General features: G+C 35.7%; 14 protein-coding genes and 1 other RNA gene. 12 read left to right on the top strand and 3 right to left on the bottom strand.

Annotated features, from left to right (window positions below):
- Positions 1–25 precede the first annotated feature (25 nt).
- The gene (gene recU, locus IQI_RS03885; RefSeq protein WP_064091423.1) at positions 26–634 is read right to left on the bottom strand and encodes a Holliday junction resolvase RecU; all 609 of its coding nucleotides are present in this window, start codon (positions 632–634) and stop codon (positions 26–28) included.
- 113 nt (positions 635–747) lie between these two features.
- Between recU and IQI_RS03880 the strand changes: the two genes are divergently transcribed.
- From IQI_RS03880 to IQI_RS03870, 3 genes are all read left to right on the top strand, one after another.
- The gene (locus tag IQI_RS03880) at positions 748–1,758 is read left to right on the top strand and encodes a DUF2515 family protein (protein ID WP_231893378.1); all 1,011 of its coding nucleotides are present in this window, start codon (positions 748–750) and stop codon (positions 1,756–1,758) included.
- 385 nt (positions 1,759–2,143) lie between these two features.
- On the top strand, positions 2,144–2,398 hold the full coding sequence (locus IQI_RS03875) for a hypothetical protein (protein ID WP_064091422.1): 255 nt from the start codon (positions 2,144–2,146) through the stop codon (positions 2,396–2,398).
- 214 nt (positions 2,399–2,612) lie between these two features.
- The gene (locus IQI_RS03870; protein ID WP_064091421.1) at positions 2,613–2,963 is read left to right on the top strand and encodes a YppE family protein; all 351 of its coding nucleotides are present in this window, start codon (positions 2,613–2,615) and stop codon (positions 2,961–2,963) included.
- Positions 2,964–3,049: 86 nt separating this feature from the next.
- Here IQI_RS03870 and yppF read toward each other — a convergent pair whose 3' ends face one another.
- Positions 3,050–3,229, bottom strand: coding sequence for a YppF family protein (yppF, locus tag IQI_RS03865; protein ID WP_064091420.1), 180 nt, complete (start codon positions 3,227–3,229; stop codon positions 3,050–3,052).
- A gap of 211 nt (positions 3,230–3,440) precedes the next feature.
- Between yppF and IQI_RS20230 the strand changes: the two genes are divergently transcribed.
- Positions 3,441–3,926, top strand: a complete 486-nt coding sequence (locus IQI_RS20230; RefSeq protein ID WP_082892573.1) for a YppG family protein — start codon at positions 3,441–3,443, stop codon at positions 3,924–3,926.
- Between the two features lie 38 nt (positions 3,927–3,964).
- Here IQI_RS20230 and IQI_RS03855 read toward each other — a convergent pair whose 3' ends face one another.
- Positions 3,965–4,429: an Hsp20/alpha crystallin family protein gene (locus tag IQI_RS03855; protein WP_064091419.1), complete on the bottom strand. Its 465-nt coding sequence runs from the start codon at positions 4,427–4,429 to the stop codon at positions 3,965–3,967.
- Positions 4,430–4,525: 96 nt separating this feature from the next.
- Between IQI_RS03855 and IQI_RS03850 the strand changes: the two genes are divergently transcribed.
- The 8 genes from IQI_RS03850 (at position 4,526) to IQI_RS03815 (ending at position 12,212) form a co-directional block, all read left to right on the top strand.
- Positions 4,526–4,780: a hypothetical protein gene (locus IQI_RS03850; RefSeq protein ID WP_064091418.1), complete on the top strand. Its 255-nt coding sequence runs from the start codon at positions 4,526–4,528 to the stop codon at positions 4,778–4,780.
- Between the two features lie 44 nt (positions 4,781–4,824).
- Positions 4,825–7,089 carry a DEAD/DEAH box helicase gene (locus tag IQI_RS03845; RefSeq protein ID WP_064091417.1) on the top strand — a complete coding sequence of 755 codons (2,265 nt, stop codon included), beginning with the start codon at positions 4,825–4,827 and terminating at the stop codon, positions 7,087–7,089.
- A gap of 17 nt (positions 7,090–7,106) precedes the next feature.
- Positions 7,107–8,369: a ribonuclease H-like domain-containing protein gene (locus IQI_RS03840; RefSeq protein WP_064091416.1), complete on the top strand. Its 1,263-nt coding sequence runs from the start codon at positions 7,107–7,109 to the stop codon at positions 8,367–8,369.
- A 342-nt stretch (positions 8,370–8,711) separates the two neighbouring features.
- Positions 8,712–9,053, top strand: coding sequence for a CotD family spore coat protein (locus IQI_RS03835; protein ID WP_064091415.1), 342 nt, complete (start codon positions 8,712–8,714; stop codon positions 9,051–9,053).
- A 283-nt stretch (positions 9,054–9,336) separates the two neighbouring features.
- Entirely contained in the window at positions 9,337–9,891 is a 555-nt protein-coding gene (locus IQI_RS03830) for an SLOG family protein (protein ID WP_064091414.1), read from the top strand.
- 98 nt (positions 9,892–9,989) lie between these two features.
- Positions 9,990–10,295: a cell division regulator GpsB gene (gene gpsB / locus IQI_RS03825; RefSeq protein WP_064091413.1), complete on the top strand. Its 306-nt coding sequence runs from the start codon at positions 9,990–9,992 to the stop codon at positions 10,293–10,295.
- Positions 10,296–10,355: 60 nt separating this feature from the next.
- Positions 10,356–10,743: RNase P RNA component class B (gene rnpB / locus IQI_RS03820), an RNA gene on the top strand.
- A 320-nt stretch (positions 10,744–11,063) separates the two neighbouring features.
- On the top strand, positions 11,064–12,212 hold the full coding sequence (locus tag IQI_RS03815; RefSeq protein WP_064091412.1) for a THUMP domain-containing class I SAM-dependent RNA methyltransferase: 1,149 nt from the start codon (positions 11,064–11,066) through the stop codon (positions 12,210–12,212).
- Positions 12,213–12,217 lie beyond the last annotated feature (5 nt).

Genomic DNA, 12,217 nt, shown 5'->3' with positions numbered 1-12,217 from the left:
AATTATAGTTAAAGTATTGTAGGAATTAAAAATAAATCTGACGAACTACTTTTAAGTAATCAACTCTAGGGTGAAGCCCTAAAGAAACAGGTGAACCCTTTTCTTGAATTTCTTCCTTTTTCATTGATTTTCTTCCACCATTTTTCATGCGGTCCCAAAAATGTTTTAATGCTTCAAAAGGAAGGAGAAACATTTCTTCAGAAAGAGAAAATCTTAGTATAACAAAAGTAATCCCACCTTGTTTAAAAACCATTTCCATGTGCTGTATTTGATGTTCATGAAAATTCTGAAGAGGGAATGACGTTTTATTTTTCGTTTCCTTCGCTTCAAAGTCGATATAACGTCCTTTATACACACCGTTATAGTCCGTTGTAGAAGGTTGTTTAAAGTATGCTTCTTTAATCACAGCGGCACTCCTAGTTGGATAATGGACGTCTACAATTTGGACGGGTGTAGGTTTTTTATGAATTACAGCAACATCAAAAGATAGATAATATTGATTTGTTTCATTGATGTCTTCTTCTAATGTCATACCTCGATTACTATATGATACTTGTTTCGATTGAGACGAAATTTTTTTTGAGGGTACATTCCTTTCCACATATTTCTTCCCATTTGGATAATGGAATTTCATGGCAATTCACCTCACAGACTAATCTATATCATAACAGAAACCACTCCTAATTGTGTGAATAAATCATTACAAATCTCCCCATTATATGGCTAAAGGAGAAAAGGGGGAGAATGGTGGATCAAATCAACAATACTTATCGCTTTATACCCCATTTAACTGAAGATAAACTTAAAGCTGAGTGGATTAAGTGTATTCAATCATGCGTACAATTATATAATCAAGATAATATATCAAGAACAATCGCTTATCAAAAATTTTTTTTTATTCATCCTGAAGTGAAGTGGGCTTACTTAGCTTCAATGGTTTCTAGAAATGCAGGGTGGAATATGACGGATCTAAAAGGAGCCACTTTTCCTGAGTTGATAAATCTAAAAACTAGAGATCTTTTGTTTATGACATATGAAAGAGCAAATTGGTCCATATTTCAAGATGCATTTCCTCAACTGCTTATCTATCATTATTCGACGGAATATAATAAGAAAATGTTTCACCTTTTAAAGGAATTTCATGTTTCGAGCTTTATGGAGTATGAATGGAATATGTATTGGGATACACGAGATGAAAGTAGATTGGTGAAAGCCTTAATTATTAATGAACAGAACTTAATTCAACATCCTGTAATTGAGCATCCTGTATATAAAAAAAGAATTTTTGGATCTTCTTTATTTTATTTAGAAGAACATTTCCATTTTTGTTCCGTTATTTTCCCAACTTTGAATGGAGAGTTAATTGGAGCCAGTGTTCATGGCTTTAGACATGTAGATAACAGAATTGAACTAGGGAAAATATTATTTAACATATTATTTAATCCAAAGTATTTTCACGACTTTCTTGAATTTTCCTCAACTATCAAACATACAGGTTCCAGAACGGATTATGAAGGTTATTGTAAGAATAAGCTTTCAACTAGGACACCGCCTCTACACAAAGCTTATAAAAAAGTCTCTCATCATTGGAGAGAAATAGAGGATTGGTCTAATCATGTAAATATAAATCCTAAATGGTTTGAAGACCCCTTATTACCTAAAGAAGTAGATTTGACTGAATGGTTTTCGCAAAAGCAAAAACAATTAAAGAGAATGGTAAAAGTAAAGAAGTCACTTTATCATTTTCTTAAAAAATGAAAAATTAAAACTGCCCCACGCTGTATACAGCGTGGGGCAGTTTTAAACGAACTCATATAGGTCTTTACATATTGTAAAGGGGAATCACGTAGCAGGACGATTAGGACCCTCTAATTTAGGGTTTCCTTTAGCAGCTTTCGTGTCTGCAGTGTTTTCCGTAGGCTTTTTTCCTTGTTTGTTTTTTTGATTTTTCATCTCAAAACACCTCCATTTACATTATTTGTTCTTTTGAATCATTTATACTGCTCAATGTCGAATCATAATCAGTCAAATGTCCTATTTGCACTTTCTTTGACGAATCCCTTCTAGTTTTGTCACGGGGGAAGGAATGGTCATAAAAAGAGAGAATAATTTAACTAAATCTAAAATGCCAGGAGGAAGGCACATGCTTCCAAAACAAGATATCATGTTGAAGTTAGCTGAAATTGAAGAAAGTCTTAATCAATTGGAACAACGCCTATATGACAGAGTATCTGCAGAAGATCGAGAAGGAAGTGCTAGGTTAGAGAATCAGTTGCAAAAGCTGGACATAAAGATGTCTGGGATTGAAAGGAAAGTGGGGTCCACAACAAATAATAATTGGGAAAAGGAAAATGTCTTCATGATGCAGAAGCTTGAATTATCTTATAAGACGTCATAAACTTATAATAGAAAGTAGCATTATGCTACTTTCTATTTTGTTTTCTAAATGTGGAAAGCTCGTGTATAGCTGAAACTTCTTCCACGTAATTCTGGTCAAATCGTTTACTTGCCTTTACATATAAAAGCTTATCAGTACCATTTACAGATTAAATTGAACATACGCTGCTATTGAAACAACTGTGCAAAGTATTAGTTATCCAGGGGGTCTTTAATTGAAAGAATTAATACCTGTAACAAATGAGCTTTTGAGTTATGCAGAAAAAATGATAATTGAATATAAAAATAGGAGAACGACTGGAGAGAAGGGGGAGTTCTATACTGAGGTTAAACCCTTTGCAGATAAGGTGAAGGCAACAAACGATAAGTGGAAAGAGTTATCTATGGAATGGATAAGAGAAGATAAACCAAAGCACCTGCATTTACCTCAGGTCATTAACACCTATGATAATATTGAAATGTTATCAGTTCACTGTTTCTTTCCTGAATCTAGCTATAATCGTTTTATTAGTCACTTCCAATCAGTATCTTATGTACTTCAAACACAACTGGATGAACTCCAGTAAGAAAAAGGAGAAGCCATATGGCTTCTCCTTTTTTTATTATAGTTCAGTAAAGGAATAATCAAGATAACCGGCAAAAGAGTTAAAACTTAATTTGTAATTGCAGTATCTTCAGTTTCATTTATTTCTTTAACGAGCTTTTTATAATCTTGATAGGATATTTCATTTGAAATATAAAGTTTTTTGGCCATTGTAAGGAGTTCTAGTTGATCTGTTGCTTCATACTGTTTTCGATTCTCGAACATTTTAAGCAATTCATTCAGTGTCATAAATATTCCTCCTAATACTAATATTTCATAAGAAAATGATAGCTACCTTCTATTCGTATGGTAACATAGAAAACGCTTTCTTTAAGTTTTAAGAATAGTGTAACTTCCGACATTATTTTCAACTGTGTCGAAAAATATTATATGGTTTTTTCACCAATCGTTTCATCCTCTCATATGGTGTAGTAACTATTTAAATGTAAGGGGGCTAAGTATGAATTCTTCACGTAAATTAAGGCAAATGCACAATTACTATTCTATTCCTTATCCCAATCCACCCTATCCAGCCCAAGGGCAAATGTTAAACTATCCTGCTCAAGAACCTTTTACAGCCCAATCCAATTACCATCCTGGCTATCCAAATTTTTATCAACAGCCTAATCATGCATTCTCACCCTTTCAGGAGCAGGGGAATCATAATCAAATGAATCCTTATTTTGAAAATCCTCTTCAACAGGAAGAATACAACCCTTATCAAATGAAGGCCATGCAGCAGCCACAGTATGCAAACCCTTATCCTAAAGCATCGTTTATGAATAAACCGCCATCAACTGGAGTAAATGGCATTATGAATTCTTTTAAGTCACAAGACGGATCATTTGATTTCAATAAGGTGATGAATACCACAGGTCAATTAATGGGAGCCGTAAATCAAGTATCATCACTTGTTAAAGGACTTGGAGGTATTTTTAAACTTTAAAAAGAAAGAAGAGCAGCTTTGGCTGCTCTTCTTTCTTTTTATTCGATATTTATTCTTTTCCCAGACTCTCTATCTACTTTCACGGTTAATAATCCATCTTTGTATGAAGCTTTTACATTCTTTTCATTAACGGTTCTTGGAAAATTAATCGTTCTAGTGCTTTTCCTGGTTGATTGCTTTCTTCGAATGACTTGATGCCTTTCATTTTCTTCCGAGTAACTTTCAATATTTGTAACCGAAATAGTCATGAATTGAGGGAAAACGTCTAATTCGATTTGATCTTTTTTAATTCCTGGAAGCTCTGCTGTTACAATATAATGATTATTTGCTTCTCTCAGGTCCACTGGAAAAGTACCAAAAGGATTGGCCGATGAAGCAAAAAAATCATCGATGCTTTGTAGCATCCCTTTCATCGGTCGTTCATGAAAAAACTCATTCATTGTGTGAATTAAATCCCCAAAACCATTTTTATTTGTAGGTTCATTTGGAAATTCTTTTTTCATAGTGTAGATACTCCTTTCATGCAAACATATTCATAGTAGTCTATGAAACAGGTTGAAAATTGTGCTATTGTCTACCAAATAATGAGGAGAATAACAATGGAAGTGCATAGATGGGGAGGGGAACTGCGTAGATTCCTGCGGAAGAACGGGCGTGCCGAGACCCCGGAAGCGAAGCTGAGGAGGCTCGGCCGAACGTTCGCGGAAAGCGAAGCAGATCCCCTCACCACCTGGCACACACTGGTTGACAGAGCCATTAACAGACTCATGTATAAAACAACAATCTTTGCGAAAGGAGCTTTTTTAAAAAAAGAAATGGAGCAAAAACAGGCTAATTCGTTTTTTTTACTTTAGGTTCGAACATAGATTCGCTAAAATAGAGTAAAGAGGTGAAACGTGTGTTTAAGAAGAATAACCTGCAACAAATTATAGATGTATTTAAAAAGGATGAACAATTTAACCAACAGGTTGTCCATTGGCATACTATCGAAGAAAAACCTGCTCAGCTTGTCAACATGCCTGATGAAGTGGATGATCGAATCAAGAAAGCTTTAATGGGAAAAGGGATTCAAAAACTATATTCTCATCAACACTCCGCCTTCCAATTAGCTATGGAGGGAAAGAGTTTTACTGCTGTGACCCCTACAGCATCTGGAAAGACACTTTGTTATAACCTTCCTGTTCTTCAGTCAATCTTAGAAGATGAAAATGCCAGAGCCTTATATATATTTCCTACGAAAGCTCTCGCGCAAGATCAAAAGAGTGAGTTAAATGAAATCATTTCAGAGGCGGGAGCAGACATTAATAGCTACACATATGACGGGGATACAGCTGCAAATATTCGTCAAAAGGTTAGAAAAGCAGGTCATATTGTGATAACCAATCCAGATATGCTTCATTCAGCTATATTACCTCATCATACGAAATGGGTATCATTATTTGAAAATCTGAAATATGTCATTATAGATGAGCTTCATATATATAGGGGTGTGTTTGGTTCCCATGTTAGTAACGTAATTAGAAGGTTGCAACGTATTTGCGAATTTTATGGAGCCAAGCCTATTTTTATCTGTACATCGGCTACCATCGCCAATCCAAAGGAATTAGCAGAGGAGTTAACAGGGACTCAAATGAGTTTGATAAACAATAACGGAGCACCTAGCGCAAAGAAACACTTCTTATTTTATAATCCACCAATTGTTAATAAACCCTTAAACATTCGTAGGAGCGCAACCCTTGAGGTTAGAAAAATTGCCGGAGAGCTGTTAAGAAACAAAATTCAAACTATTATTTTTGCTAGAAGTAGAGTGAGGGTAGAGATTATTCTGACTTATTTACAAAATTTGGTCAAGAATCAATTAGGGCCAAAATCGATTAGAGGATATAGGGGAGGATATCTTCCTACCCAAAGAAGAGAAATAGAAAAAGGTCTTCGTTCAGGAGAAATATATGGTGTTGTGAGTACGAATGCCCTTGAACTTGGAGTAGACATTGGTCAATTGCAGGTATGTATTATGACTGGATACCCAGGAACAATTGCAAGTGCTTGGCAACAGGCTGGGAGAGCTGGAAGAAGGCACGGGGAGTCTCTCGTTATTATGGTAGCAAGTTCTAGCCCTCTTGATCAATTTATCATCAAACATCCAGACTATTTCTTTAATCAGACTCCTGAAACAGCAAGAATTAATCCTGATAATCTCATTATTCTTATAGATCATATAAAGTGTGCTGCATATGAGCTCCCATTCAAGGAAGGTGAGGAATTTGGTCAGCATAATATTGAGGATATCCTGGAGTTTTTAGTGGAGGAGAGAGTTGTTCATAAAAACGGTGAAAAGTGGTACTGGATGAATGATGTCTTTCCTGCCCATAACATAAGTCTTCGTTCCGCGTCTCAAGAAAATGTGATCATTATTGATCAAACAGAAATTGCTGCAGTGAAGGTGATCGGAGAGATGGATCGTTTTTCTGCAATGACTTTATTACATGACGAAGCTATTTATCTTCATCAAGGTGTTCAATATCAAGTGGAAAAATTGGATTGGGATGAAAAGAAGGCATTTGTAAGAGAAGTGGATGTGGATTATTTTACGGATGCTAATTTAGCTGTTCAACTCAGAGTGCTTGAGACGGATAAAAATAGACAAACTGGTTCATGTGAAATTGCTTTTGGAGACGTTACAGTCCAAGCCATGGCAACTATTTTCAAAAAAATTAAATTTGACACTCATGAGAATATAGGATCTGGTCCAATTCATCTTCCTGAAGAAGAACTTCATACTAGCTCAAGCTGGATTTCCCTATATGATCAATCGGTATTTACTCAAGAGCGACTAGAAGAAGGCTTGATTGGCGTAGCACAAAGCTTAAAGGCGATAGTTCCACTATACGTTATGTGTGATCCAAGCGATATTTTCGTAGTACCACAAGTTAAAGCAGCTCATAATGAAAAACCAACTGTATTTATTTACGATCGTTATCCAGGAGGAGTTGGATTAAGTGAGAAGGTATATGAACAAATAGAGAATATACTTGATGAAACCACAATGATGATTGAACGTTGTCCTTGTCAAAATGGATGTCCATCCTGTATAGGAACAGAGCACTCCTTAGAATCGGCTAAAGGCGATGCCCTAAAGCTTCTCTATCTTTTCCTTCAGTAAACAAGGGAGGAGACATAATGTCTTTAAAGAATAAATTGAATCGAATGAAAAAGCATATTATTAGAGAAGAAAATGAAGAAAAGGATACTAAACCATTACCTTTATTTGAGGACTCAACGATTAACCTCGCCCATGAGGAGAGCTGGATACAAAATGGAACAACAACTTACCAAGTAGATGGGGATTATTGTTTGGTCCGTGAAAAAAGGTATTCTATCCTTCATAAACATGGCCAGTATGCGTTTAAGGATTTGTTAAAAGCGGTAAAGGCTTGGCAAAGCTTTAATGGTGAACATCCACTTTCAACAAAAGGATTACATCCAGAGGACTTATTTTTCTTCGATACTGAAACAACAGGTTTAGGTGGAGGGGTTGGAAATACAATCTTTTTATTGGGGCATGGAAGAATTGTTGGGGATGAAGTGATTGTAACGCAACATTTTTTACCACAACCAGGTAGCGAGATTCCTTTATATCATAGTTTTTTAAGCAAGGTAGATTATACTACTCTCGTTACGTACAATGGTAAAGCCTTTGATTGGCCACAAGTGAAGACGAGGCATAGATTACTTAAAGATCATGTTCCACAACTTCCTTCCTTTGGGCATTTTGATTTATACCATGGGTCAAGAAGGCTATTTAAGCATAAATTAGATTCCGTTAAATTAGTAAATGTAGAAAAAGAAATTTTAGGTTTTGAGAGAAAGGATGACGTTCCAGGCTATCTGGCTCCTATGATTTATTTTGATTATATTGACCGGAGAGATCCGGAAGGTATTTTACAGGTCATGAAGCATAATGAATTAGATATCTTATCATTAATTACGTTGTATACTCATCTTTCATTTCAGTTGTTGAATGTAGATGAAACATCAACGGATCAGGAACAATTTGAAGTTGGAAGATGGCTTGAATATACAGGTAATAAGGGGATTGCTAAGGAACGGTATGAAAACATTCTAAAAGGCAGTAAAAATGAGAATTATGAAGCAATGCATCAATTAGCTTTACAATACAAAAAAGAAAAAAACGTACAAAAGGCCATCGAGCTTTGGGAAGAAGCTTCGAACACTTCATCGTTACGTATAAAGAAAGAAGTATTATTAGAATTAGCAAAGCTGTACGAGCATAAAACCAAGGATTACCAAATGGCCTTAAAAAAGTGCTACGAGCTGGTCCATTTACTACAATATTCCGACTCTGAGGATGAAGGAAAGGTGAAATCCTCCTTAGAAAAATTGAATTATCGAATCAATCGGTTAGTCAAAAAAAGCGGGTAATTCCGACTTTAAAGCATATTTTGGCAAAGAATCAGAAAAAAATAAAAAATGGTTCATTCCTCTTATATTTATATTGAGAATTTTCTAAAGAAGTTGTAAAATATTTAATTGTGTTGAAATATTTTTTCTTTAGATGGGATGATGAAAATGAACCGTGCGATCTTAATTTTGTTTTTTGTCGTCATTGGTTTAACTGTGTTTGTTTTTTCTAATTATTCTGAAAGTCTATATACTTTTATGTAGCATGAAGCTACAAAAATAGGTATTTTCATTAGTACATGTTCTCCCTTCAAATCATAGGCTGTTAATGTAACAACTAATTGATGAAAGGAGATTATTACTATGCATTGTAGACCAAGACCTAGTAATGTGCTTCCAGCAGTAAAGCACCCTACTAAATGTTGTGTGAACCATACTTTTACTACCTATGAGGTTCCTCATATTCATCCACAACATACAACAACAGTGAACAATGTTATGTACCAACATAAACATTATTTTCCACAAACACAATCAACTGTAGACAGTGTTTCAAACCAACAGTTTAACTGCGGAGGCGGCCCTGGAGGTCCAGGAGCAGGTCAGGGACCCGGCGTTGGCCCAGGCGGTCCAGGATTCGGCCCAGGCCCAGGCCCAGGCCCTAGACCAAGACCACCTTTCGGACCATACGGTATGGGGCGATAATTTTATTTAGATAACCTCTTAAAAGGGTAACTTATAAGAGTGTGACTTCAGATAATACAGGATGTTTATTGTACTTTTTTATTCCTGGGGGTGTCATACTCTGACTGAGTTACCCTTTTTTCATTTTCTATAAAGCAAAATATTGAAATGTGTTACAATAGTGTGTATAAGTTTGGGTACACTAGAATTACATAAGAGATATAGAATTGAATCGAAATTTCATTAGGGTTTCAGAACCCTATACATTGTAGAACCAACCTTTTCAAAAAGGAGTTTTATCAGATTGAGTAAAGTTGTGTGCTTAACAGGTTACAAATCTTTCGAATTAGGCATTTTTAAACAAGATGACAAAGCGGTGTATTATATTAAACAAGCTCTGAAAAAAGAGTTGATCGATCTTTTGGATAACGGTTTGGAATGGGTATTAATAAGTGGTCAGCTTGGAGTAGAGCTTTGGGGAGCTGAAGTAGTATTTGAACTGCAGGAAGATTACCCCAATCTCAAATTAGCGATTCTTACGCCTTTTATAAATCAAGAAGAGAAATGGAACGAACAAAACAAAGAGTATTATGAAATGATTGTTTCCCAAGCTGATTTTGTGGAATCTATCTCTAAAGAGCCTTATAAAAACCCACAACAATTTCGGAATAGAAATCAATTATTTTTACAAAAAAGTCAATCGCTACTTATTTTGTATGATGAAGAAAAAGAAGGGTCACCACAATATTTTTTTCAAGAAGCAAAAAAAATAAAAGAATCAAATCCTTATTTTGAAATCAGAACGATATCCTTTGATGACTTACAATGGGTGGTAGAAGAAGAACAATGGAAATCATAATATTGGTTTCTCAGTTTCATCCCTTTTTTCCATTTATATAATTGACAAATTATAAGTAATTTGAAAAAATGATAGAGATAAATATAGAGGTGAATATAATGATCTCAGATAAAGTTAAATTAACGGCAAAAGACATTTTAGAAAAAGAATTTAAAAGTGGTATGCGAGGTTATAAACAAGAAGATGTGGATAAATTTTTGGATTTGATTATCAAGGATTATGAAACATTTCATCAAGAGATTGAAGAACTTCAACAAGAAAATCTTCGTTTGAAAAAACAAGTAGATGGTGCAAACAAGCGCCCAATAGCACAGCCTCAGCAGACAGGAACAACAAACTTTGATATTTTAAAGAGGTTGTCTAATTTAGAAAAGCATGTATTTGGAAATAAATTGTATGACTGATTTTTCCTGTTGAATTATCGACTAAACTCCTTTATAATTAGGAATTGCTGATCCTTTATAGCGTTCGGGTAATCGCTGCAACATTTTGTTGTAGAGGAAAGTCCATGCTCGCACGGTGCTGAGATGCCCGTAGTGTTCGTGCCTAGCCAATTCATAAGCTAGGGCAGCTCATTTATGAGTTGATGGCAGGGAAAATTCCTAAGTCTATTCGTAGATATGGTTTGACTACCTTGAAAGTGCCACAGTGACGAAGTCCTGTTAGAAATGGCAGGAGTGGAACGAGGTAAACCCCACGAGCGAGAAACCCAAATTTAGGTAGGGGAATCCTCTCAAAGGAATTGAACGAAGAGAGGGACAAAGGTTAATCCTTTGTAGATAGATGATTACCGCCTGAGTACGAGACGATAAGTCGCTTGTAGTACGACGGAACAAAACATGGCTTATAGAACGTTATAACGGGAGTAAAGCAATTGTTTTAATGATTACAACTATGCAAGTGGCTGATACATGCAGGTAATACATTACCTTACGTATCAGTCCTTTTTATTTTTACATTATTACACGATGCTATTATGTTGATGATTTAGTGAAACAACTTGAGGAAAGCCCCGATCAAGATGGACAAGGTTTCTTTTTAAAATAGCAAATAGAAGCATAATCCTTCGCAATTTTCATAAAAACAACATGAAACGTTAGCGGAACCTTATTTTTATTTATAATTAGACTATAATAACAGAATAGAGACAATTTACTGATGAGGTGTATACCATGAGTACATATACATTAATTGCAACGGCAGCTATGGGACTTGAATCGATAGTCGCCAAAGAAGTAAAAGATTTAGGGTACGAATGCAAAGTTGAGAATGGAAAAGTTATTTTTGAAGGTGATGAAACAGCCATCGCCAGAGCAAATATGTGGCTTCGTACAGCAGATAGAATAAAAATTCTGGTCGGTGAATTTAAAGCTTATTCCTTCGATGAACTTTTTGAAAATACAAAAAAGTTACCATGGGAAGATTATCTTCCGGAAGATGCAGAGTTTCCAGTTCAAGGAAAATCAGTTAAATCAAAATTATACAGTGTTCCTGATTGTCAGGCAATCGTGAAAAAATCCATTGTTGAAAGATTAAGAAAAGCGTATCGTCGGACATCCTGGTTAGACGAAACTGGCCCTCTTTTTAAAATTGAGGTAGCCATTCATAAAGATGTAGCAAGTATTACACTTGATACAAGCGGCAGAGGACTCCATAAGAGAGGATACCGTGTAGGTCAAGGAGAGGCTCCATTAAAAGAAACGTTGGCAGCTGCTCTTATCCAGCTAACTACTTGGAATGCTGATCGTCCTTTAGTAGATCCTTTCTGCGGATCTGGAACAATTCCAATTGAGGCTGCGTTAATAGGACAAAACATTGCCCCTGGGTTTAATCGAGAATTTTTGGCAGAGAGCTGGCCAATGATTTCAGGAGATGTCTGGGACAAAGTACGAATGGAAGCCGAAGATTTAGCAAATTATGATCAACCCCTTGAAATCTTAGGGACAGACATCGACCATAGAATGATTGAGGTGTCAAAAGAAAATGCACTCGAGGCTGGGCTTGGAGATTTGGTCAAATTCAAGCAAATGCAGGTAAAGGATTTCACTTCTGAATTAGACTATGGAGTGATCATAGGGAACCCTCCATATGGAGAACGATTAGGTGAACGAAAAGAAGTCGAAAAAATGTATAGTGATATGGGGAAAGCTTTTAAAGAGTTAGAAACCTGGTCTGTATATATGATGACTTCTCATGAACATTTCGAACAATGCTATGGTAAGCTAGCTACTAAGAAGCGTAAATTATTTAACGGCTTTATTCGAACGGATTATTATCAGTATTGGGGACCTCGTCCACCAAGAAAAGAATTAAACAATTAAAACGT

Origin of the sequence: Rossellomorea aquimaris TF-12 (assembly GCF_001648555.1) — a bacterium.
In the GTDB taxonomy this organism is placed as follows: domain Bacteria; phylum Bacillota; class Bacilli; order Bacillales; family Bacillaceae_B; genus Rossellomorea; species Rossellomorea aquimaris.
This window is presented reverse-complemented; position numbering and strand designations above follow the sequence as displayed.